The organism is Streptomyces sp. NPDC006384, assembly GCF_042870695.1.
Taxonomy (GTDB): domain Bacteria; phylum Actinomycetota; class Actinomycetes; order Streptomycetales; family Streptomycetaceae; genus Streptomyces.
Genome location: NZ_JBIAHR010000023.1, coordinates 40,337 through 61,954 on the forward strand (window position 1 = coordinate 40,337; position 21,618 = coordinate 61,954).

At 71.0% G+C, this 21,618-nt stretch carries 22 protein-coding genes; 1 reads left to right on the top strand and 21 read right to left on the bottom strand.

The genetic code is table 11. The features are described from left to right. Positions 1-6: 6 nt before the first annotated feature. Together ACFYOJ_RS27465 and ACFYOJ_RS27470 are read right to left on the bottom strand one after the other, a co-directional pair. Positions 7-1,554, bottom strand: coding sequence for a condensation domain-containing protein (locus ACFYOJ_RS27465; RefSeq protein ID WP_356555907.1), 1,548 nt, complete (start codon positions 1,552-1,554; stop codon positions 7-9). Positions 1,555-1,743: 189 nt separating this feature from the next. Beyond that, positions 1,744-2,607 carry an XRE family transcriptional regulator gene (locus tag ACFYOJ_RS27470; protein ID WP_356555906.1) on the bottom strand — a complete coding sequence of 288 codons (864 nt, stop codon included), beginning with the start codon at positions 2,605-2,607 and terminating at the stop codon, positions 1,744-1,746. A 966-nt stretch (positions 2,608-3,573) separates the two neighbouring features. Here ACFYOJ_RS27470 and ACFYOJ_RS27475 point away from each other — a divergent pair. Next, positions 3,574-4,863, top strand: coding sequence for a Twin-arginine translocation pathway signal (locus ACFYOJ_RS27475; RefSeq protein ID WP_356555905.1), 1,290 nt, complete (start codon positions 3,574-3,576; stop codon positions 4,861-4,863). Between the two features lie 110 nt (positions 4,864-4,973). Here ACFYOJ_RS27475 and ACFYOJ_RS27480 read toward each other — a convergent pair whose 3' ends face one another. From ACFYOJ_RS27480 to ACFYOJ_RS27570, 19 genes are all read right to left on the bottom strand, one after another. After that, positions 4,974-5,612, bottom strand: a complete 639-nt coding sequence (locus tag ACFYOJ_RS27480; RefSeq protein WP_356555904.1) for a DUF6302 family protein — start codon at positions 5,610-5,612, stop codon at positions 4,974-4,976. A 32-nt stretch (positions 5,613-5,644) separates the two neighbouring features. Further along, complete coding sequence (locus ACFYOJ_RS27485; protein WP_356555902.1) at positions 5,645-6,541, bottom strand: endonuclease/exonuclease/phosphatase family protein; 897 nt, start codon at positions 6,539-6,541, stop codon at positions 5,645-5,647. 25 nt (positions 6,542-6,566) lie between these two features. After that, the gene (locus ACFYOJ_RS27490) at positions 6,567-7,460 is read right to left on the bottom strand and encodes an endonuclease/exonuclease/phosphatase family protein (protein ID WP_356555900.1); all 894 of its coding nucleotides are present in this window, start codon (positions 7,458-7,460) and stop codon (positions 6,567-6,569) included. A gap of 54 nt (positions 7,461-7,514) precedes the next feature. Next, positions 7,515-8,456 carry an endonuclease/exonuclease/phosphatase family protein gene (locus ACFYOJ_RS27495; RefSeq protein WP_356555898.1) on the bottom strand — a complete coding sequence of 314 codons (942 nt, stop codon included), beginning with the start codon at positions 8,454-8,456 and terminating at the stop codon, positions 7,515-7,517. 62 nt (positions 8,457-8,518) lie between these two features. Continuing rightward, complete coding sequence (locus ACFYOJ_RS27500; RefSeq protein ID WP_356555897.1) at positions 8,519-9,130, bottom strand: DUF6624 domain-containing protein; 612 nt, start codon at positions 9,128-9,130, stop codon at positions 8,519-8,521. After that, positions 9,127-9,429, bottom strand: a complete 303-nt coding sequence (locus ACFYOJ_RS27505; RefSeq protein ID WP_356555895.1) for a helix-turn-helix domain-containing protein — start codon at positions 9,427-9,429, stop codon at positions 9,127-9,129. Before ACFYOJ_RS27505 ends, ACFYOJ_RS27500 begins: the two co-directional genes overlap by 4 nt. After that, positions 9,426-9,743 carry a recombinase family protein gene (locus ACFYOJ_RS27510; RefSeq protein ID WP_356555893.1) on the bottom strand — a complete coding sequence of 106 codons (318 nt, stop codon included), beginning with the start codon at positions 9,741-9,743 and terminating at the stop codon, positions 9,426-9,428. The genes ACFYOJ_RS27505 and ACFYOJ_RS27510 overlap by 4 nt, the downstream gene beginning before the upstream one ends. 406 nt (positions 9,744-10,149) lie before the next feature. Further along, positions 10,150-11,022: a Scr1 family TA system antitoxin-like transcriptional regulator gene (locus tag ACFYOJ_RS27515; RefSeq protein ID WP_356555892.1), complete on the bottom strand. Its 873-nt coding sequence runs from the start codon at positions 11,020-11,022 to the stop codon at positions 10,150-10,152. Positions 11,023-11,024: 2 nt separating this feature from the next. Beyond that, on the bottom strand, positions 11,025-11,345 hold the full coding sequence (locus ACFYOJ_RS27520; RefSeq protein ID WP_356555890.1) for a hypothetical protein: 321 nt from the start codon (positions 11,343-11,345) through the stop codon (positions 11,025-11,027). Further along, the gene (locus tag ACFYOJ_RS27525) at positions 11,342-12,247 is read right to left on the bottom strand and encodes a helix-turn-helix domain-containing protein (RefSeq protein ID WP_356555888.1); all 906 of its coding nucleotides are present in this window, start codon (positions 12,245-12,247) and stop codon (positions 11,342-11,344) included. Before ACFYOJ_RS27525 ends, ACFYOJ_RS27520 begins: the two co-directional genes overlap by 4 nt. 78 nt (positions 12,248-12,325) lie before the next feature. Continuing rightward, complete coding sequence (locus ACFYOJ_RS27530; protein WP_356555886.1) at positions 12,326-12,667, bottom strand: hypothetical protein; 342 nt, start codon at positions 12,665-12,667, stop codon at positions 12,326-12,328. Between the two features lie 531 nt (positions 12,668-13,198). Then, a complete protein-coding gene (locus ACFYOJ_RS27535) occupies positions 13,199-15,091 on the bottom strand; it encodes a glycoside hydrolase family 15 protein (RefSeq protein WP_356555884.1) in 1,893 nt (630 codons plus the stop codon). A 74-nt stretch (positions 15,092-15,165) separates the two neighbouring features. Further along, complete coding sequence (locus tag ACFYOJ_RS27540; RefSeq protein WP_356555882.1) at positions 15,166-18,288, bottom strand: lantibiotic dehydratase; 3,123 nt, start codon at positions 18,286-18,288, stop codon at positions 15,166-15,168. 56 nt (positions 18,289-18,344) lie between these two features. Further along, positions 18,345-18,518, bottom strand: coding sequence for a hypothetical protein (locus ACFYOJ_RS27545; RefSeq protein ID WP_356555880.1), 174 nt, complete (start codon positions 18,516-18,518; stop codon positions 18,345-18,347). A gap of 2 nt (positions 18,519-18,520) precedes the next feature. Next, a complete protein-coding gene (locus tag ACFYOJ_RS27550) occupies positions 18,521-18,964 on the bottom strand; it encodes a hypothetical protein (protein ID WP_356555878.1) in 444 nt (147 codons plus the stop codon). Beyond that, positions 18,961-20,208, bottom strand: coding sequence for a cytochrome P450 (locus ACFYOJ_RS27555; protein WP_356555876.1), 1,248 nt, complete (start codon positions 20,206-20,208; stop codon positions 18,961-18,963). Before ACFYOJ_RS27555 ends, ACFYOJ_RS27550 begins: the two co-directional genes overlap by 4 nt. A 14-nt stretch (positions 20,209-20,222) precedes the next feature. Then, positions 20,223-20,783 (bottom strand): ATP/GTP-binding protein, encoded by a 561-nt coding sequence (locus tag ACFYOJ_RS27560; RefSeq protein ID WP_356555875.1) that lies wholly within the window; start codon positions 20,781-20,783, stop codon positions 20,223-20,225. Next, positions 20,773-21,162, bottom strand: a complete 390-nt coding sequence (locus ACFYOJ_RS27565; protein WP_356555873.1) for a DUF742 domain-containing protein — start codon at positions 21,160-21,162, stop codon at positions 20,773-20,775. Before ACFYOJ_RS27565 ends, ACFYOJ_RS27560 begins: the two co-directional genes overlap by 11 nt. Next, positions 21,159-21,617, bottom strand: coding sequence for a roadblock/LC7 domain-containing protein (locus ACFYOJ_RS27570; RefSeq protein ID WP_325744942.1), 459 nt, complete (start codon positions 21,615-21,617; stop codon positions 21,159-21,161). The genes ACFYOJ_RS27565 and ACFYOJ_RS27570 overlap by 4 nt, the downstream gene beginning before the upstream one ends. Position 21,618 lies beyond the last annotated feature (1 nt).

Genomic DNA, 21,618 nt, shown 5'->3' on the forward strand with positions numbered 1-21,618 from the left:
GGCGGACTAGTGGTTCGTGAGAGCGATGGGCTGATCCGGGTCCGCCGCGAACCCGCGCCGCGCCCGGTCGAACTCGCCGAGCAGGCCGGCCACCGCATCCCGGCTGAGCACATCGGTGCGGTAGGACACCGCACCGGCCACGGCGCCGCCGACCCGGGTGAGGCCAGCACTCAGGTGACGCCGTGCACTGGCCGCGCCGGTCACCGGCACGGCGCGCAGCCGCTGTCCGCCCAGGGACGGCAGCTGAGCGAGCCCGGGGACGGTGTTGAGCGAGAACTTCACGTTCGCCATATCCGGTCGGCCCAGGTCGAAGAGGGTCTTCTCCAGGTGGAGTTCGCGATGCTCGTCGGCTGCACGCCAGGACTGCTTGACCCGGTCGACCACGTCCGCCGCCGTCCCGGCCGGCAGGCGGGTACGGGTGAAGCGGCCGTTGACGAAGAAGCCGGCGACGTCCTGCGTGCCCGGCGCGGTACGGCTGGCGGTGGCGCTGGCGACCAGCACGTCGTCGGTACCGGCCCAGCGGCCGACGGCGAGCTTGAACAGGGCGAGAAGTACCTCGAACAGCGACGCCCCCGCCGCCCGCGCCCGGACTTCGAGTGCGGCAACCTGCGCGTCGGGGACGTGGACCGGCAGCCGCGCGGCGGGCCCCGCGGGCCCGGCGCCACACCGGCCTCCCGGCAGGCGGACCCCGTCAACGGGGAAGCCGTCGGCCGTCCTTCGCCAGAAATCCAGGTGCCGGGCGTATGTCTCTCCGGTGAGGTGGGTGCGCTGCCAGCGGGCGTAATCGGAGTACGCGAGTTCGGGTGCTCCCTCGGCGTCCGGGGAGGTGTACAGGGCGGACAGGTCCTGAAGCAGCAGGCCCCAGGACCAGGGGTCCATCACCATCTGGTGGGCCGCGAGTATGAGTCGAGAACCATCCGCGCCCCGTACCAGCCCGGCGCGGACCAGGGCGTCGTCAAGGGCGATCGGGGCGGACGCCCAGCGGTCCGTCTCCTGCGCGACCTCGCCCTGGCGAGTGGCGGTGATCGTCTCCAGGGGTGGTGGCGCGGTGGAGACGTCCTGGACGCGCTCGCCGCCGTGACGGGCGAGGCGGGTAGCGAGTACGGGATGACGGTCCGGGATCCGCTCCCACGCAGCCTGAAGACGGCCGGCGTCCACCGATGGGTCCAGCGCGACCGCGTAGGCCACCTGATACCGGTGGATTCCTCCGATGTGGCCGATGACGTCCAAGAGCCCCTCCTGCTGGAAGGAGAGGGGATGGTGCCCCTGTCTCGGCAGTGGCACCGGCGCGCTGATGCCCACCGGCGCGGCCTGCAGAAGGGACCGGACAGCGTCCACCAGCCGCGGGTGGCGGTAGAGCCACCCGGCCGGGACGGTCCGGCCGGTCGCCCGGGTGACGGCGCCGGCCACGGCGAGCGCGGTAAGCGAATCACCCCCGGCCTCGAAGAAGTCCTCGTCCGTCTCCACGGTGCGGCCAAGGGCCGTTTCCCAGATAGAACGCACCATGCCCGCGAGGCTGTGCTCGTCCGGCGGTGGCGTCACAGGCAGGGCCATAGCCGCTCCTCCCCTTCTGTCACGGAAAACCGCGTGGCCGTACGGGAGTCAGGAGCCCGTGCAGCCACGCGGCGCCGGGAGTTCGTCCGGCGATGCGAGTTGACCGCATGTCCCCGTAGCGCCACCAGAGGCGTCGGTGTTGCGGTACAGGCGCAACACCGGCCCCCGGCGCGCAGCAGCAAGGCTGGCCTACTCCTTCGGCAAGCCGTTCAGAAGCTGCTGCAGCTCAGGAAGGCCCTCGGTAGTCGGGTACCGCAGGGCGAGCCGGTAGTGGACGTGCTCAGCTCGGGTCCGGACCGACTGGACAATCCGGCCTTCGGCCAGCGCCGCCGTCGCGGCGCCGATGGCCGCCTGCGGGTCGCCGAGGGAGGTATGGGCGAGGGCGAGGTCGAGACGTGCGATCGCCAGCCGCGTCGGCGCCTGGTACGGAAGGGGCATGTCCTCGTATCGCTCAATCGCCTCAAGGGCAGACTCCAGCGCCCCTTCGTGCCGGCCCAGCCACACCAGGGAGGACGCGCCATAGGAGGTGACCACAGCCGCGTCCACGCCGAAGAGCCCCGCCCGGTGCGGCGGCAGCCGGTCACTCTCCCGCTTCACACGCCGCATGGTCTCCTCGAACTGCCCGGCCTGGCCGAGTTTGGCGTACACACGAGCCAGCTGGGCCAGCAGCCGCAGGGCCACCCTGCTCCCCGGCGGCGCAACGGCCAGCCCCCGGGTAGCCGCGGCCAGCGCATCCACATCCCGGCCGGAATAGAGGGCGTCGGTGCAGCGAACATCCTCGGCCCACGCACCGATCTCCAGATCGCCGGCCTGAAGTCCCTGCTCCCACGCATCGTCGCAGTACGCGTCGACGAAACCGCGGTCGCCCAGATCGTGCGCGAGCCACCCGAGGATGACCGAGAGCATCCCGGCGTGATGGGACAGCTCCCGTCCTTCGCGCAGGGTATGGCGCCTCTGCGTCAGGAACGATGCGGCGCGCTCCCGGTGCAGAACGACCTTCTCCCACAACTCCATCGGAGGGTGGGCTGAATAGGTCGCGGAGAACTGGGCCACGGACAGCTCCAGGTCCTCGATGTCCCCAGCCCGCAACTCGCTGAACCGGGAGGAGCGGGTGTAAGACCGTACGGCCTCGAGACTGGTCCCCATGCCCAGAAGTCGTTGGGGCGAGGCGGCTGCTGGAGCGGGAGCGTCGTCGGGCAAGGACCATCGAAGCCCCAAGTCCGCAGGGGTCACTGAGCGGTTGAGCCGGAGGTATCCGGTGAACAACTCGGCCAAGAGTTCCGGGACCGGGTCCTTGGGCTGCTCGCCGTCTGAAACCCAGTGTGCTACTCGCGAGCGGCCTGTCGCTATCTGGTGGTGGCCTCGCCGGCGGGCGAGGTCGGTGAGGTCTTGGGCGATCTGCCCGTACGAGCGACCAGATGCCTCGATGGCGCTCTGTAGCTGATGATTCGGCTTCTTCTCCCGAACCCGGCGTGTAGGCCCATTTGAGCCGTTTCCCGGCGGGACGGCAGGTTCGCCTCTACGCCTGCCGGTCGGCGCCAGGGACGCCGATTCGTGGGCAGTGCCACCAGCCATGATCGTCTCCGGTGAGTAAGAGAGGAGCTGCGTCCGCAGATCCGAACAACGGTCGTGGTGTCGAGAAAGGTGAGCGTGCACGTACGGGACCACCGCAGCGCCGCGCCGTACACCCCGGGCCCTGGGTTGAGGTAGAGGCGGGCCGAGGCGCTGGCCGAGAGGTTCAGAGCGGAGCGGTGGATGTCTTCCACCATGCGCCGTTGCCTGCCGGATCGTCATTGCCGATGGTGAGTAGAAACATTGACGCATCTGCGCAATGTCCGTCTGAGGCCTTTCCCGGCTTGGACGGTTCAGCGCTACGGCAAAGTGGCGGAGGGCCGGGCAGTGGGCGGAGTCACCCGAGGTCGTCGCGCGGAGATCCAACGGGAGGCATCCCGGATCCGTGCGCAATGCCAGCGCGACGGACACGGCCAGGAGCGGATTGTCACCACCCTCCGCACGGCGTTGCCGGAGCTCACGGCCTTGGAGGCGTGGCGTCTGGCGCTGGGATGGTCGCGGCCCCAGGCGATCCGCGAGGTCGCCGCCGCCTACCGGGCCGACGGACTGCTCCCGCCGCGACTGACGCCCGCCATGCTGTGTCGGTACGAGCACGGCCAAGAGAAGCCCGGCGACGAATACCGCCTGATGATCTCCCGCGCGTACGGGGCCCGCCCCGATCAGCTCGCCCTGGAGACACGCTGCCTGTGGTGCAGCACCTGCACCTCCCCGCCCCCGCTCCACTACGGTCAGTTCCAGCGTGAGGAGACGAACTCCAGTCGAAGGGGAGCTATGACGACCGCCAGTGGGCTGCCTGCCATCCGCGAATCCGTGCAGTGGGGCGTCCAGGAGGCACCGGACGGCTCGCCCGTCCTCGTTGCCCTGGCCGAGGCGGCCGTGGAGCACTACGCCCTCAACTACAGCAAGCACCCTCCGGCGATCTTGCTGGAGGAGGTCCGCGAGACCCGCAACCTGCTCTCCACTGCGGTGGCGGGAGCGGACCGCGAGACCGCGCAGGGTCTTCGGCGACAGGTCGGCTGGCTGTCGGCGCTTCTCGGCAACCTGGCCTACCACCTGGACGACCGCGCCGGGTCCCGAACGCATCTCACGCTGGCCGGCGCGCTCGGCGAGTCCACCCGCGAGCCAGAACTCACCGCCTGGGCCAGCGGCGCGCTGGCCATGGTCGCGACTGTGCGCCAGGACTGGGAGCACGCCAGGGGACACGCCGAATACGGGCTCCAGCATGCGCCCGAGGGTCTGCGGCGTGCCCAGCTCCTGGGATGGGCTCTGCTGCCAGCGCTTGCCGCCACAGGCCGGGCCGAGGAGGCAGACGATGTCGTCGACGAGAGCGACGAGATCATGCGCACGGGCGTCGAACTGCCCGGTCGTTTCGGATACGACCGCGCCGAGCACCGACTCCACGTGGCCGAGGCTCACCTGACCCTCGAGCGTTACGACCGGGCTGCGGCTGTCGCCCGTGAATCCATCAACGCCGCGCCCGCCGAGACACCGGGGTGGGTGGCTGCCACCCTCGTCCTCGCGCTCGCCGAGGCCCGCGACGCCCCGGACCAGGCAGCCGACCGAGCGCTGGGTGTACTCGACCTGATCCCTCCACCACGGCTCCGGGCGACCGCCCGCGACCGTCTGAAACGGCTGGGACGACTGCTCGATGCCTCGGCGGCCAGCTCGGCCAGTGAACTGGCGGAACGCTTGCGCGCCCTCCCGGCTCCCATTCGCGCCGACGGGACAGCGGCGTAGTCGTCCACAACCGTGATTCCGTGCGGTAGGCACGATTTGAGCGGGCACGGCGACCGCCGCCGCGATGGCCGGAGGAGCGGAGTGCAGGACGAGGGCGGAAGGGGTCGTGGTCATCGCTTGTCCTGTGAGTCGTAGTACATGACGAGCAATGAGGAGATGTCACCGAGTAGAGACCAGTTGCCGCGGACCACCGACACAAGCAGGGTGATCAGGACGCCCATCAGGATCACGGCCACGCAGCCGCCGATGTCACGGAGTGTCGACAGCAGCGGATCCTGCTGCCAGGTCCGGCCGCGGGACTGGGCTGGCTCGCTCGTCTCTGGTCCCCACTGCTGGTCGTGAATGCAGACGCGGCGGAGGAAGGCGTCGATGGCAGGCTGTGTGTACCCGAAGTGCCGACCGCGCTCGGCGTCGCCCGTGGGCTCGGCAGCTCCCCAGTTGACGGTGTGGCAGGTGTCGCGGTGGACCGACAGGCCGATCCTCACGCGCGGGAATCCGGGCCGGCCCCGCAGGGCCGCCCAGATGCGCACGGCGTCGGCCACGGTGCCCACCGACACGTAGCCGCCGCTGCGGCTGCCGCCGGCGGGCACCGCGAGGAGCACGGCGCCATCCACCTTCACACCGACCGCGCAGTGGAGAAGGCCCGGGTCGGCGAGGCGCTCCCGGAACCAGGCGTAGTCCTCAGCGCACTCCTCGGGCGAGGGGCGGCAGAGCGGAGCGGCGATTCGCGCCAGCGGGAAGAGGGGCATGGAAGGTGCGGGTCTTGCATCGTGGACATCGGTCACGCCGCCCGGGTGAGCGGGTGGTTGAGGCTGTCGGTGAGGGTGTCCCGGTCCAGGCGCACTACGACCGTGTGGTGGTCGGACAGGCCCTTCATGTCGACGACCTCGACCTCGCGGACGGCGGGCAGGAGCTGCTGGCTGGCGTAGATCCGGTCGATGCGCGCGTCCGGGCCGTAGGTGTCGCAGGCGTCGACTGTGGGCGCGATCGCACTGGTGTCACCCGTGGCCGCGACGAGGTGGCGGGCGACGTCCTGGAGGCCGGCGGTGCGCAGGGTGCCGTCCGGCCGGTCGTCCATCCGGCGGACGCCGTCCGGCCCGAGGTAGGAGCGGTGCGCCCGGTGGGGCTCGTCGCGGATCTCCTCCAGGACGGGCAGGGCCGGGTCTCCCGGGGTGCCGACGACGGGGTAGCTGTTGTTGTCGCCGCCGAGCAGCGCGGGGTAGTGGACGTACCGGTCGCCGTCCTTCACCCACTGGTCGTTCCACTTGGTCAGCCACTCGGCCTCCGCCAGGCGTGTCGTGGTGGAGCAGTAGTTGAGGTGGTAGGAGCCCACGATCAGCGGGACCGCGCCGGGGGCCGTTCCGGCGAGCTGGAAGCTGCACACGGTCGGTGGGAGCGCCCACACGGGGCCGGTCCTCGGGTACTCGCCGACCGGGATGAAGAGTTTCGGGTCGTGGTAGACGGCGGTGCAGCACTCGCGGCCGATGAACCCGACCATGCCCAGCACGGTTTCGGCCGCGTACGCGAGCGCGTTGCCGTCGTCGTAGGCGCCCCACATCTCCTGCCGCAGGAGCAGATGCAGGTCGAGCGAGGCCAGGCGGTCGTGCATGCGCTGCCACAGGTCGCGGTCGCCGCCGCCGTTGTTCTCGAAATTGCAGATCGCCGCGTTGATGAGCACGAAGGTCTCCCCAGAGATGGAGGTTTCAGCGGGTGGAGGTGAGGACTCGGCGGAGGACGTCGAGGTCGAACCGCGCGAGAAGCAGCGCATGGTCGGAGACCGCCCGGACATCGTCGGTCGCCAGGACCTCGAAGGCGGTCAGGGCCGGTGCGAGGTCGGGGGTGCAGTACATGCGGTCAATACGCTGGGCGGGTCCCTGGTCGGTGCGCTTCAGGCTCGCCGTCGCGGTCAGCGCGCCGGGCTGGCCGAGAGCCGTGGCGGCGTGCAGGCCGAGGTCGATGAAGACAGGGTCGCCGCCGGAGAGGATCTCGTCCGGCCGGGTGTCCGAGACACGCCGGCCGGCGCGCTCGATGGTGCGGTGCTGGAAGTGCACCCGGTCTGCGACCTGATTCCAGTCCGGGAGCGCCACGGTCTCCAGCTCCGCCTGGTGCGGGTAGCTGTTGGCGTCCATCCCCACCAGGGCGCTGCCGGAGTTGTCGGCGAGGGTGGTGAGCCGCCGCGCCTCGGTCGCGCGCAGGTCCGGGTCGAAGTGGCACAGGTGTGCCGAGGCGAGGTCGATCGGCTTCGGACAGCCCTTGAGGCGGACGCGGGGATTGCAGATCGGCTTCCACGGCATGTCATGTTCGAACTCGCCGTCGACGAGGAACAGGTTGGGGTCGACCATCACGCCGACCGGGTTGCGGCTGCGTCCTTCCCGCGGCGCGGCCATGAACGGCGTGAGGCCGCCGAGCCGGTTGGCCTCGGCGTACAGGTCCGCCTTCCCGCGGTCCCACGCGCCGGTCAGTTCCTGGCGCAGCACGACGTGCGGCTTGACGGAGGCGAGGATGTCGCGGGCCAGGTCGCGATGGTCGTCGCCACCGCTGCGGCCGCGGCCGTTGTGCTCGATGTTCCAGCACACCACGCGCAGTTCATCGGTCACGGGCTGTGTCTCCTTGGTGATGGTATCGACGTTGACGGGCCGTGGCGGCGTGGTTCACCGGGCGGGCGTGAGGGCGCGGCGGAAGGCCGTGCGGTCGAAACTGGCCACGACCAAGGCATGGTCGGAGACCTCGACGACCGCGTCGTCGGCGTAGACCTGCAGGGACCGCAGGGCCGGGGCGAGGTCGGGCGTGCAGTACATCCGGTCGATCCGGCTGCGGCGCCCTTGGTCCGTGCGCCACAGGTTCGCGGTCGCCTCCAGGGCGCCGGGTTGGCCCAGTTCGGTGGCGGCGTGGTGGCCGAGTTCGACGAAGACGCGTCCGCCTCCGGGCTTGGTGCTGGCGAGGATCTCGTCGGGGATCGTGTCGGAGACCCGGCCGGCTGGGGTGCGGATCGTGCGGTGTTCGAAGTGCGCGGGGTCCTTCACCTGGGTCCAGTCGGGAAGCGGCACGTTCTCGTCAGCGACGCGGTGCGGGTAGGAGTTGCAGTCCCCGCCGATGACGGCGGTGCGTTTCTGGCCGCCGAGGGTGACCAGGCGCTTGGCCTCGGTCTCGCGGGTGGCAGGGTCGTAGGAGCATAAGTGGAACGACGCCAGGGACAGAGGCCTGGTGGCCTCGGTGTCGCCGCGCAGCGTGAGGACGGGGTTGCAGATCGGGTGCCAGCCGTTCGTGACGTGTGTGTACTCCGCGTGCAGGGCGAACAGGGCGGGGTCGAACAGGACACCGGTCGGGTTGGGGCTTTCCGGGGTGCCCGGGGCCATCACCGCCGACAGGCCGAGCGCCTTGCCCTCCTCGTGCAGGGGGCGCTTGCCGTCGAGGTGCGCGAGTGTCAGCTCCTGACGCAGCACGATGTGCGGCCGGTGCGCGCGCAGGACCTCGTGTGCCAGATGCCGGCGGCGGGCGTCGCCGCCGGTGTGGCCGGGCAGGCCGTTGTGCTCGACGTTCCAGCACGCGATGCGGATCACGTCGGTGTCCAGGGCGGGCGTGACGCGGGACACGTGGTCATCTCCTTGGACCGATGGTGGGTTGCAGGACCGGTGCGTGCGGAGGGTGGCGGTGCTCATGCCGCGCGCCTTTCGGGCTCGGGGGCGAACTGGACTGCGGCGGGAGCGGATAAGGAGCCGATCGGGCGGTGCCGCTCGCGCAGACGGCGGGCCTGCTCGGCGTACGACGGCAGGCCGACGCTGGCCCGGCGGGTGTCGAGCCGGGCGGGATCGGTGATCGGGTGCGGTTGCAGGAGGCCGTCGGGGCGGTACCAATGCTGGGTTCCGTACACCTGGGCCTGTCCGGCGTTGACGAGGCAGCGGTCGTGGAGGTGGGCGAGCTGGGCGCTGGTGGCCTCGCCGGTGTTCACGGCTTTTTGGAGCAGACCCAGCAGCGTCCGCTGGAACGCCGGGTCGTGGTCGCTGTGCACCGCGATGTCCACGGCAGCCTGGCACGCCTGTAGCCCTACGGTGCTGTGGCCCGGCCACTGCCCGAGCCGTTCGACGATCCGCTTCAGGCCGACGGCGTTGTCATGCTGGGTCTGGGCGAGGGCCGCGAGCGTGTCCGGCGTCATGCCGAGACGTTCGGCGCCGGGCGTGCGCCAGTGCTCTCTGGCGCGCTGCGCGCGGCCCAGCAGGTCCTCCGCGAGAGCGGGGTAGCCCGGCTCGGGCTCGCGGGGCTCGTTCACGAGCTCGCCTGCTCGTCCGTGCCGGAGGTGCGGCGCCCTCGTTTGGTGGTCCCAGCTTCGCGCAGGATGGTGTGGATGGCGCCGGCGGACCGGTTCGTCGCCTCGCAGATCTCCCGAATGGTGACCTTGCGACCCGGGGTGAGGTAAGCAGTCACAACCTGCTTCGCGAACTTCTCCCGCGCGGCGCCGGTGAGCTTCCTGCCTGTCGGGATGAAGGGCAGATCGAGGCGTCCCGGGGGAGGGCTCGACTCCGGGCTCCGTGTCGTTGCGGCAGCCGCGTGCGTATTCGGTGCGGTCACAGGACGTTCTCCTCGCGTGCGAGGGCGAGTCCGGCGCCCAGGGTCCGGATGTGCTCGAGCATTGCCTCGTACTCCCTGTCGTCGTTGCTGATGTCGACCCGTGAGGCGGCGAGGATGCCGTGAATCTCCCGGCGTCGGGCTGCGGCGAGCAGCCGGGCGAGCTGGGGCCGTGTGGTCGGGTCGGTCGGTCCCGTGAGGTCGAAGGTGCGGTGCACGACCGTCCAGCCCCGCCGGGCTGCGAAGGCCTGCGCGGAGGCGAGACGGGGGGCGGGATCCTGCTCTGCGCCGACCAGAACGTACAAAGCGATCCGCATCTCGCCCGCTACACCTCGCAGGACGTTTTCCAGTTGCGCGCGTCGCAGCAAGCCCAGGCGAGAGGCCGCGGTGTCACGGTGCAAAGCCGTAGGCACAGTGGTCACGCCGGGCCCCCAGCAACCGCGCACTCGTGCCACGACGACACCGGTTGCAACCGTGCGGAGGTCTGCCGGGAGGCAGACGGGCGGCGGGCCATGCCTGTGCGGCGGGCGGTGACCGTGAAGTTGCTGCTGTCGGCGTCGACGGTCAGTCGGTAAGGGGAGGCCGGGGTGCGCACACGTGCTCCTGGCGGCAGTGGTCGATGACGGCGGCAGTGGACTGGACTGTGGCCTTGGCGGCGCATGCGCGTAGCGCATCGCGAGGCCGTTTGCTGACTACGGCGGTCTGCGGCTACGTGGGGTGGCATCATGCGCGGCTCCAACGCTCGGCAGCACGGCGCAATGCGGCCAGGGACTCGTCGGGGCTGAGGGCCGCTGCGAGTTGCCGGTCGAGCAGGGCGCTCTTCGCGCGGGCTCGCGGTCCGTTGCTATACATCACCAGGAACAGCTCTTCACTGACGCAGACGGTCGTGTCGTCACCGAAGGTGAGTTCGCTGCCCACGGGCTCGAAGGGCTGGTGGTAGTCGGGGATCAGGATGCGGACGGTGAGCGCTCCGGCCTCGACCATGTCGGCCAGGTGCCTCAGCCGCGCGACGGTGCGCGGCGCGTCTATGTAGCCGCGCCCGAGGGTGAGTTCGTCCCATATGAGGGTGACGGGGCAATCGGGCCACGGACGTGGCCGCACTGCCGGCGGCCCGGCAGCCGGGCAGTCCGTGAGATACGCGCCATTGCCGCCCCATCCGTAGAAGAACAGCGGCACGCTCTGGGCAGCGACACGAATCCTGACGGCTCGGGACTCCAGCGCGGCCAGCCGCGGCCCCGGGTGCGCGCCGAGGTCAGGCAGACTGTGATGATGCCCGGGACCGAGTAACTGTCTCAGCTCCTCCACCTGCCCGTCCGGCATCTGGTACAGGCGGGCCAGAGCGATCACCTGCTTTGCGGACCAGACCGTCTGGGCTGCCTCCAGGCGGGTGATGCGGGCTTCGCGCAGACCGACACAGGCTGCGGCCCGGGCCGCGGACACGCCGGCCTGTGCGCGTGCGGCGCGCAGGCCGGCGCCGACGACCACATCGGCCACCGATGCCTCGCGGCAGGTGTCGCCTTCGCAGGCGTGTCCGACCCTCGCGGGAGGCAGAAGGTCCATGACCAGCGCCCGGGCGGCAGCGTCTGAGCTGGTCATGCCTAGTTGCCTTCCTCGTCTGGCCGGAGACGGGACGTACCGGCCTCGGCGGGCGCCAGCCGCGTCCCGCAGACGGTGCGCCGGGATGTGGGCGGCGCGGTAGCACGGTGGTCGCGCAATCTGGCGACACGGCAGGCCATCGGGCCGCGCGGCGTGGACGGGAGGCGGTACATGGGGGCCAGGCGCATCCGTGCGGCGCACCAGGCGCTGAGGAGGTAGGACAGGCAGTCCAGCAGCAGCGTGGTCACCGCCCCGGCCAAGGTGGTGACCAGGGTGCCGGCGCACATGTCCGTGGAGGTGGACAACGAAGCCGCAGGGGTCACGCCAGCCTCCTGGCAGCCGGGTCGGCCGAGGCGGACCGTGCCGGGCTCTTGCCTCCGCCGGTGGTCCAGATGCGTGGCCGGACAGTGGCCTGCCGCAGCTGGTGAACGCTGTCTAGCGGCGTCCGCGCGCGGAGCGCGGCCAGCTGGATCAACTGTCGCTCCGGGTGTGCCGGTTCTCCGTTGCGTGCCCAGGGCGCTTGCCCCGGGATGTGCGTCACGTACAGCTGGCGACGCTGGCACTCTGCCGCGCTCGTGTCCGAGATGCCCGCCGTCAGCGACCACTCGGTCAACAGCCCCTCGGGGACGCTGAGGCCGCCGGGAACGAGACGCACGGTGAGAGACCGGCGCTCGACCAGGGCAATTAGGCGGGCGAGTTGCTGAACGGAGGTCCGGTGCAGCGCGGGCTCGTGCAGCAGCAGCAACGTCCGGCAGCGATACTGAGCGCGGCCCGGAGTGGGAGCGGCAGGAGCCGCGAGGTCGCACGCGAGCCGAAGCGGACCGGTGCTGAGCAGCACGGCTTCCTGGGCGGCCGCCTTCAGCGCCATCACCCACGAACCGCGCTGGAAGACCTGATCGCGTGCCTCGTGCACGTGCCCGCCCGATAGCAACGCCGCGGCTGCCTGTGCCTCTTGTCCGGCTCCGTAGATGTCCAGCAGCGTCCGGGCGACGTCCTCCTCCAGAGGGCGCCGTGCCAGCTCGATGCCGTGCAGCCGCCTGTCCGAGATGCCCGTACGCTCCTGGACGCGCTGGTAGGACCAGTTCCCCTGAACACGGTAGTAACGCAGCAGTGCGCCCGTGGCCAGGTGCGGGACGGAAGGGATCGGGCATCGCTTGTGCGGTCGGTCGTCCCCGGGTAACGGCTCGTGGTCGTGGTCGTGGGCGCCAGACGGGAAATGGTTCACGGAGTTTTCCTGTCGGTTGAAGCAGGACAGCAGGTGACGTCGTGTGTTCAGCGGTGAGCGGTGCAGGGGTTCGGGAGGTCAGGGCTGGCGTCGTGCAGCACGGTCCGGCAGGCGGTGCGTCAGGCCAGCGGAATGTCGTGGGGGTCTTCCGGCCAGGGCCGCACGCAGATGTTCGAGCCGGGTGAAGCCGCGCTCCGGCGTGACGACCCAGCGGACATCTCTGCCCGTCGTGGTGTGCGGCGGGGGAACGGCGATCAGTGTGCCGGGGCGCAGCAGCCGGATCCCGGGTGCCCACCGGCCGGGTTCGACCTGGCCTGGCGGCAGAAGAAACCACCAGGCGCGGACGATGTCGTGTGCGATGACCGGACCGGCGCTGTCGCCGAGAAGCCGGAGCGCCGGCGCGGCGATGTCCGCGCGCACGCGGACCGCGTGCCAGAAGCCACCGCACGCGACAGTGCGCGTCCAGGACTGTGGAACCCACTGGGCCGTGGAGTACGCCAGGGGCAGGGGCCAGGTGTAGTCGGATGGGTCCGGCAGGGGGCGGCCGGCGCCCACTAGCCGCCTCGGTGTCACCGGGGTCATACCGGGAGTTCCTTCCTGCCGCCGCGCGGATGCACCTGTGAGAGCGGTACGCGGGTGTTACTGGGGGCAGCGGGTGCGACGGTGAGGTCCGGCTTCTCCTGGCTCAGTCCGGCACGCGTGCCACGGTGACGCAGCAGCGTGTCGACCAGGACCGGCGGCAGGGAGGGGGCGCCACAGGACGGCGCGCACGGCACGGAGGCAGGTGCGCTGGTCGTCACAGGTACACCGCCGTCGTCACCGCGGGGAGGGTGGGGCGGGCACATCTGGGGTGGGTTTGCCGGAGCAGGGGCCGGGGACACGGTTGGGCTTCGTCCTTTTCGTCAGTGGTCGGGGAGGGGCCGCCCGGGCCGGTGCCCGGGCGGCCGGCGGTCAGGCGGCGGTGTCGAGTGCGACGGCTTTGTCGCGGGCCGCGGTCCGTTCCGAGGAGTCCAGCCGGACGGCGGCGGAGACAAGGGCGAAGTGGCTGAAGGCCTGCGGGAAGTTGCCGATTTGCCGTCGGGCGACGCAGTTGTACTCCTCGGCGAGCAGGCCGACGTCGTTGGTGAGGGCGAGGAGCTTCTCGAACAGCCTGGTCGCCTCCGCCGTCCGGCCGATCATCGTCAGGGCCTCGACCAGCCAGAACGAGCAGGCGAGGAAGGCGCCCTCGTCGCCGGTCAGACCGTCGGCTCCGATCGCGGCGCCCGCCGTGCGGTAGCGCAGGATCAGGCCCTCACCGGTAGACAGCTCGTGCTGGATCGCCTCGATGGTGCCGATGACCCTCTTGTCGTCCGGCGGAAGGAATCCCACCAGGGGGATGAGCAGCAAGGAGGCGTCCAGTTCGGAGGAACCGTAGGACTGGGTGAAGGTGTTGCGGACCGGGTCGTAGCCGCGGGCGCAGACGTCGGCGTGGATGGCGTCCCGCAGCTTGCGCCACTTCTCGACGGGCCCGGTGGCGCGGCCGGACTCGATCCGGCGGACCATCCGGTCGGCGGCCACCCAGCCCATGACCTTCGAGTGCACGTAGTGCCGCTCGGGGCCGCGCCCCTCCCAGATACCCGCGTCGGGCAGGTGCCAGCGGGTCTCGACCTGCTCCAGGAGCGCGCTCTGGAGGGCAAAGGCCTCGTCGCAGGGGGCGAGGCCGGCTTCCTCGGCGAGGTGGAAGGCGTCGAGGACTTCACCGAACACATCGAGTTGCGGCTGGTGGGCGGCTTCGTTGCCGATACGCACCGGCTGGGAGCCTTCGTACCCGGGAAGGTGGGGCAGGGTGCTTTCGGGGAGGTCACGGCCGCCCTTGATCGAGTACATGATCTGCACGGTGGCGGGGTCGCCGGCGACGGCCCGGGCGAGCCAGTCCCGCCAGGCGGCCGCCTCCTCGAGGTGGCCGGTGAGCACCAGGACGCTCAGCGCGATCGCGGCGTCCCGCAGCCAGGTGTAGCGGTAGTCCCAGTTCCGTTCCCCGCCGATCTCTTCGGGCAGTGATGTGGTGGGGGCGGCGACCATGCCGCCGGTGGGGGCGTAGGTGAGGGCCTTGAGGACGATCAGCGAGCGGTGCACCGCCTCCTGATAGCGGCCCGTGTAGATGCTGCGGGCGGACCAGTCGGACCAGAACGCGATGGTGCTCGCCAGTGCGGCCGCGGGGTCGGGCCGGGGCGGCGCGGGCAGGTGGGAGGGCTGCCAGGACAGCGCGAGGACCTGCTGTTCCCCGGCTCGGGCGCAGAAGGTGGCCCCCACGTTTCCGTCCGCGAGCTCGCTCAGCGGTACCGAGGAGTCCAGGTAGAGGGAGTCCGGTCCGGCGAGTGCCGCGTACCGGTCACCGCCGAACTGGTGGGGGTGGCGCACCAGGCGAGGCGCGACCTTGCCGTAGGCGAAACGGACCAGGATCCGCGAGGACATCTGCACCTCGCCGCGGACGCCTCGGACGACACGGATCAGCTGGGGGTTGCCGCAGCCGGGGGCCCGGGTCGGCATGAAGTCCAGGACACGCGCCTCTCCGTCGTGCGTGGTCCAGGTCGTCTCCAGCACGAGGGTGTCCGGCAGGTACCGGCGTCGCACCTGGGCGTCGGGGTCGGTGGGGCACAGGTCCCACGAGCCGTGCTCCGGGGTGCCGACCAGCGAGGCGAACGCTGCGGGGGAGTCGAAGTCAGGAAAGCTCTGCCAGGTGACGGAGCCGCGGCGGTGGAGCAGAGCGGCGGTGTGCATGTCACCGACGAGAGCGTGGTCCTCGATGAGCGCAGTCATGAAGGTTCCGTTCAGGTTTGACCGCCGGCCAGGGGCGGCCGACATCTTTGTGCGGGTGCGGGTGCGGGTGCGGGTGCGGGTGCGGGTGCGGGTGCGGGTGCGGGTGCGGGTGCGGGTGATCAGTGCGTCTGCTGCTGGCGAGGACGCGTGCCGGCGAGGGAGAGGGCCCGGGCCAGGCGCCACGCGGTGCCTTCGGTGGTCTCGCCGACGTGGTGCAGGTGGGTGGTCAGTAGTGCGCGGAGTACGGCGTCCGGGTCCGCGGGAGGGGAGGCGCGCAGGAATTCGCGGTAGGTGGCCAGTGCCTCGTGGCGTCGGGCCCAGGGACCGTCGACGAGAGCGGTGGCGCCCGGGATGCGGCGCAGCCCGGCCCACCCGTCGTCCGGGGCGGCCAGTGTGCGGGCCTGGTGCAGTAGCGGACGGGGATGTGACGTGGCGGCGCCCGGCTTGGGTTGGGCGGCCAGCCACTTCATCCCCTCGGTGACGTCCTGGTGGAAGCCGGACGCGATGGCGATGACGTTGGCTGCCGCCAGTACCGGCCGAGGGATCTGGAGGTTCGGGCGGGCCATCTGGCGGGCGATGACGGCCGTGTCGGCGCTGAAGGTGTTCTCCGCAGCGCTCAAAGCGTCCCCTGCGCCCCACAGGGCTAGGTGCGGCCGGTAGGGGACGAGGGCGACGTCGCTGACAACGCCGGCGTCGTTCAGATGTGCACTCCACTGCCCGAGCCGGGTCAGGGCCTCGGCCGCGTCGCCCGGGTGGGGCAGGCGCAGGGTCAGCTCGGTGTAGGGGCGGTCGCCTTCGTCGTGGGCGGTGACCCACCACACGCAGTGGGGGAGGTCGGCGGCCAGCGAGGGGAGGTGGTCGGTGAGCAGCGCGCGGCGCACCTGGGGCTGGCAGTGCAGGCGGGCGCAGAGGTAGCGGGAGGCGCCGGGCAGGTGGGCATGGTCGCGGCGGACGATCGGCGTGCTGGGCAGGACCGGTGCGGGCCGGGCGGGCGCCGAAGACGCCAGGTAGGTGACGAACTCGTGGGGCCGCCCGCCGCACCAGCCGTACGCGTCGTCCGGCTCGGCCTCGGCGAGGGTGAGTTGGCCGAACTGGGGCCGGTCCATGTGGGAGCGCAGCAGCGCTCGGTGTGCCGGGTGATCCAGGTCCAGGCGGAGCCGGTTGTCGAAGCGTTCCAGGTAGACGTGGCGCGGCAGCCTCCACCGTTCGCGCAGGGCGGCGAAGGACTCGTCCCACTCGGCCGTCGAGGCACCGGCAGCGGGGAGGCCGCTGTGGGCCAGGCGCCAGGTGGCCGGGCTGAGAATGCTGCGTCCGGCGCGCACGCGCGGCTGGAACGCCAGATGCCGAGCCGCGCCCCAGTCCCACGCATCGAGGTTGCCGATGGTCCCGATGAGCCGGCTGCTCTGCCCGCGCTGGAGTTCGTCGATGAACCGAGCGACCGTGGGCGTCTGGCATTCGAGCTGAAGGGGATGGGGGATCGCGGCCTCCAGTACGCGTCCGCGCGACAGGGACACGAGGTGCAGCCGCCCCCCGTGGCAGGTCACCGCGAGATCGCTCAGCGGGATGAGGTCGGGGTCTGCCCGCCGGTACTCGGACAGGGAAATCAGGGAGGGCACCAGGCGGGGGGTGCGCGTGATGTAGGAGGCCCTCGGCATCAGGGAGGGGAAGGACACCTGTACGGGTAAGGCGCCTCGCACCGTCGTCGGCCGCCGGGCCAGCATCCCCAGCAGGTCACTGGGAGAGTCGCCTTCGGCGAGCAGCGCGGCGAGCCGGCCGCCGCTGAAGTGGCCCCACCCGCGGCCGGTGCGGCGCACCTCGAGGCTGAAGTCGCCGGCGTCCAGTTGCTGCAGGCTGGCGGCATACACCGAGGCCGTCAGTTCGATGTGGGCCGGCAGGTCCTGCGCCATCGTGGGCGCCTGGACGGCGGTGAGCTGGTGGATGAGGTCGTCGTCGAGGACGAGGTCCTCTCCCGCTGCCCAGGCGCGCTGGGCGAGCGTGGTCAGCAGCCGGTCGCGGTGCAGGCTGTCGGGTTCGGGGGCCCGCGCGGTGCCGTGGAAGTCCTCGGGCAGGCCGAGGCCGCAGCCCGGATCGAGCAAGTCCGACAACACCACCAGCGTGTCCTCCCCGTACCGCTTGCGGAAGCGTTCGCGGTAGCGGATCCACGCTTGTGTCCCTCGAGGTTCGGGGGTGACCCGGGCCAGAACACCAGCGGCCGCTTCCGCTTCCCAGGCCACCGCCCGGGGGAGGACCAGCTCCGCGTCCAGCCGGGCGTCCACGGCGAGCGGGGAGGGCTGGTCGGCCAGTGCCCGCATCCGGGTGACGATCGAGGTCCGCTGCCGGTCGGCCTTCTCCGACAGCGGATCGTGGCTGTCGAGGTCACGCATGTCTGCGTGAATCTCCCGCAGGGCCAGAGCCACCTCGGCCGCCGGACCGCTGTGCATGGCGTCCACCCGGTCGAGCTCATCGAGCACGTATCCGAGGGTGTCCGTCTCGGTGCCGGAGGGTTGCAGGCTGGTCAGCAGCATCCGCTTGGCGATGAGGACGTCCAGGAGTTCCTCGGATCCACGCGTACCGAGATCGGGGTGGGCGGCGCCGAGTTCTCGCACGATGTCCCGGTAGGCCACGGGAGTGCGCGCCATCTGGACGACGGCCCTGACCGCGGCGGTGTGCCGGAGCGACACCTCCCGCACGGCCGTGCCCGTCTCCTCCAGCTCTCGCGGCTGCCACGGCAGGACCAGGCGCTCACCACGTACGCGCAGGGCGTTGTTGGCGAGCAGCCTCAGACGCTGCCGGACCTCGGGTACAGCTTCGAGCTGCTGCACGATGGCGGCGAACCACAGGCCGGCTGGCCGGGTCAGAGTATGGTGCTCGTTTCCCCATCGGACTTCGGCGTGCGGCCCGAAGCGTCCCTCGAAGACCCCGGCGTAGAGGCCGAAAGGGGTGGCCCGGTGGGTGAAGCGCAGGATGTAGCTGAGCAGGGTCAGGGCGATGCGCCGCAGGGACTCCGCCTCGGCAGGCTCTTCCTTCAGGTTGTCGAGCTCACGGGAGAGGTCTGGACTCGCGTGCCGAACGGCGGCCGCGACCTGCGGGACGTCCCAGACCTCAAGTGCCCAGCGTCGCCACGATGCCCTGGTGGCGGGCGCTGTCGTGATCAGGTCCGGCGCCGGCGGGACGGGGATGTCGTGGAGGAGTACGGACCGCACCATGATGCCGGGCTGAGCGCGGAACAGTGGGCGGGACATGGCGTCGTGGCCTTCCTGCTGGAGACAGCTGTTGTCGGGGTCGGGGCGGGAGGCCGTCAGGCTTCCGGGAAGAAGTGCTGCAGCGCATGCGCGGTGCGGGGCACTTCTGTCTCCTGGAGGTCAAGCACCTCGGCGAGAGCGGGACGCGCGGGCTGGTCGCGTGGCTCCTGGTGGCTGTCGGAGGACGGCGCGGTGGTCTCCGAAGGGGAGATGCGGCAGAGCGTGTGCATGGTCAGGACTCCGGTGCGGATGAGGCGCAGTTGGGCATTCCAGCCGCGATCAGGGCGAAGATGGGGTGGAGCAGCAGGGGTTTGCTGAGCGGGGGGCCGTCCTGGCTCACCCACCCGCTGGTGTTGTCCCGGTCCGTCAACTGCCAGTGGTAGGGCGGCAGCGTCACGCTCGCGCCAGCCTTGAGGTAGGTGGTGCCGGGCGGCCAGGCGGGAACGTCGGAGAACTCGGGCAGGAAGATGCCCCGCTGTCCGGCGTGAGCGAAGACCCAGCCCAGAGCCGAGGCCGCCACCGCGGTCCTCTTCAGGGCCTGTGCCACGAGGTCGGCGAGGAGTTCGGGCATGAGCAGGACTTCCCAGCCCGGCCCGACCGGCTGTGGGCGCGGAGCACCGTCCGGGCTCAGCGGTCGGCCGAGGGCTTGGCCGGTCGGGAGAATCGCGAGGGTCACGGCACGGGTCCTTGCTGGGATGCCTCCGGCGTGCTGTCGGACGCGGAGATCCGCGGGGAGAGCTCGACGGCGAGCGGCGCGCTGCAGTACCCGCGAAGAAGGTTGTTCAGGACGCGAACCGGTTCGCCGTCGAGCGTGAGGTGGGAGCAGCGGGCGGCCAGGGCGCGCAGGACGGATCGGGCCTGGAGCTCGGCGAGCGGGACGCCGGCGCACAGGTGTGGTCCGCTGCCGAAGGCCAGGTGTTGGTGGTTGCGCGGGCGCCTGATGTCGAATTCGTCGGCTTCGTCTCCCCAGTGGCGGGGGTCGCGGCCGGCGGAGCCGTACAGCAGCCACACCTGGTCGCCCGCGGGCAGGCGGACGCCGCCGATGTCGGCGTCCTTGGTCAGCAGCCGTCCGAACCCCTGTATGGGGGCTTCGAGTCTCAGGGCCTCGTGGAAGGCGGGCGTGGCCCAGCGGATGGGGTCGCGGCGGAGGATCTGCCACTGTTCCGGGTGCCGGGCGAGTTGGACGAGGCAGTCGGCGAGGCCGAGGACGGTGGTGTCGATGGCCGCGGCCGTGTACGCCGAAGCGAGGGGTACCGCGTCGCTTTCCTCGATCTGCCCCGCGTCGACGGCTTCGAAGATGGCCCCCATCCACGACTCGGAGGGCACGTTCTCGCGGATCAGCTTCTCGTGGAGCATCTCGACCATGCGGGACGCCAGCGGCAGCGCCTTCTGGTGCCGGTCGCCGTGCGGGCCGAATACGTCGAACGTCGCCGCGGCGCCGGACAGCAGCACCTCCCGGTCCGCGTCGGGCAGGCCCATCAGCTCCATCACCGTGTCGCAGACCATGTGGCGGGCCAGGGCGACGGCGTCGAACCGACCCGGCTCCGTGTACTGGTCCACCAGGCGTTCCGCGCGGTCGGTGATCCGGCGGGCCAGGGCCTTCATCGCGCGGGGAGCGAGCTGCTTGGACAGCACCTTGCGGAGCTTGGCGTGCCGCGCACCGTCGGAGGCGAGGACCGTGCCGGCGAGGATCTTCTGGTTCGCGAGGGCGGTGAGGGCTATGCCGCCCTCGGAGCCGAAGACGTCCGGGGCCTTGAGGATCGCGGCAAGGTCGGCGTGCCGGGATATGGCCCACACGCCGTACTCCTCCAGGTGCACGGCGGCGCCGGTGCTCCGCAGGGTGCCGTACGCGGGGTAGGGGTTGGCCAGGAACTCGTCGGTGAAGAGGGGAACGGGACTGGAGGGAGAGAAGGCGGGCATGGGGGTCCTTCGGATCAGGCGGTGGCGGACTGGCTGAGCCGGTACTTCAAGAGCGTGAGCAGCGCGAGGGTGCTCGAGCCGGACTCGCGGGCGTCCAACTGGAGCAGGGGGATGTGCGGCGGCAGAGCTATGGCGGCGCGCAGGTCAGCCTCGCTGTAGGCGGGAGCGCCGTCGAAGGCATTGACCGCAACGATGTAGGGCACGCCGCGGGCCTCGAAGAAGTCGATGCTCGCGAAGCAGTCGGCGAGCCGCCGCGTGTCGGCCAGGACGATGGCGCCGACCGCGCCGCGGACCATGTCGTCCCACATGTACCAAAACCGGTCCTGGCCGGGCGTGCCGAACAGGTACAAGGTGACGTCGTCGACGGTGCGCCGGCCGAAGTCGAAGGCGACGGTGGTGGTGGTCTTCTTCTCGACTCCGTCGGTGCGGTCTATCCCGGTGCTCGCCTCGGTGATGACGGCTTCGGTGTTCAGCGGCTCGATCTCGCTGACCGCACCGACGAACGTGGTCTTGCCGACCCCAAAGCCTCCGGCGACGACGAGCTTGACGACTTCCGGAGCGGGTTCAGTTGGCACCCCGTGCCCCCCTGGTTTCTTCTTCGTATTGGGCCTGCAGGGCGGCGTGTACGCGCTCCATGAGGCGGTGAGTGACGTTGTCGTTGCGGGACATGTCGACCGGGGCCTGGGTGGTCACCATCTGGCGCTGCCGGAGGTCGGTGACCAGGACGGTGATGACCCCGACGGGCAGCCGCAGCAGTCCGGCGAGCTCCGACACCGCCCTGGGTTCGGAGCACAGGTCCAGAACGAGCTGATGCTGCTCGCTGAGCAGCCGCCCTTCGTGTCCCGTATGGGCGGTGATCTGGGTGTCGATGCTCAGCGTGGCGTCGGGAGCCTGGGTGCGGCCGCCGGTTCCGGCGTACGGCCGCGTCCGGCGGCCGCCCGACGCCGCCGTCACAGGATCGTCCCGCCGTGCTCGCCCGTGGCCAGCTCTCGCTGCTCGACGTCCAGCATGCCGCCGAGCTGGCCGGCGAGATCGGTCAGCTCGAAGCCGAGCTGGCCGAGAGTGGCCTCCTTCGACGCGTGCACGGCGATGACGCAGTGCTGGCCGGCGCGGCTGGCGACGCACCAGCCCTTCTCCGTTTCCACCACCGTGCGCAGCATGTGGCCGCCGCTGATGTAGTCGGCCTGCCGCTGGGCCAGGGTGGCCATGCTGCTGGTCATCGCGGCCAGGTGCTCGCCCAGCTCCCTGCGTGCTGCCTCGGCGGACTTGTCCCTGGAGGGGTCGGCGGCCACGTTCGTCCAGCCGCTCATGTAGCGGAAGATGCCGTCCTCGGTTACGACGACCGCTCCGAGCACGTGAGCGATCTGGCCGACGCGCTGGTCGAGGAGGTTCTGGATCTCGGGGTTCATG

Bases quoted from the DNA above. Each gene is read 5' to 3' on its own strand.
- ACFYOJ_RS27480 (WP_356555904.1), bottom strand. From the start codon at position 5,612: ATGCCCCTCTTCCCGCTGGCGCGAATCGCCGCTCCGCTCTGCCGCCCC.
- ACFYOJ_RS27535 (WP_356555884.1), bottom strand. From the start codon at position 15,091: ATGTCGGCCGCCCCTGGCCGGCGGTCAAACCTGAACGGAACCTTCATG.
- ACFYOJ_RS27545 (WP_356555880.1), bottom strand. From the start codon at position 18,518: ATGCACACGCTCTGCCGCATCTCCCCTTCGGAGACCACCGCGCCGTCC.
- ACFYOJ_RS27515 (WP_356555892.1), bottom strand. From the start codon at position 11,022: ATGACCAGCTCAGACGCTGCCGCCCGGGCGCTGGTCATGGACCTTCTG.
- ACFYOJ_RS27570 (WP_325744942.1), bottom strand. From the start codon at position 21,617: ATGAACCCCGAGATCCAGAACCTCCTCGACCAGCGCGTCGGCCAGATC.
- ACFYOJ_RS27555 (WP_356555876.1), bottom strand. From the start codon at position 20,208: ATGCCCGCCTTCTCTCCCTCCAGTCCCGTTCCCCTCTTCACCGACGAG.
- ACFYOJ_RS27510 (WP_356555893.1), bottom strand. From the start codon at position 9,743: ATGCGGATCGCTTTGTACGTTCTGGTCGGCGCAGAGCAGGATCCCGCC.
- ACFYOJ_RS27465 (WP_356555907.1), bottom strand. From the start codon at position 1,554: ATGGCCCTGCCTGTGACGCCACCGCCGGACGAGCACAGCCTCGCGGGC.
- ACFYOJ_RS27540 (WP_356555882.1), bottom strand. From the start codon at position 18,288: ATGTCCCGCCCACTGTTCCGCGCTCAGCCCGGCATCATGGTGCGGTCC.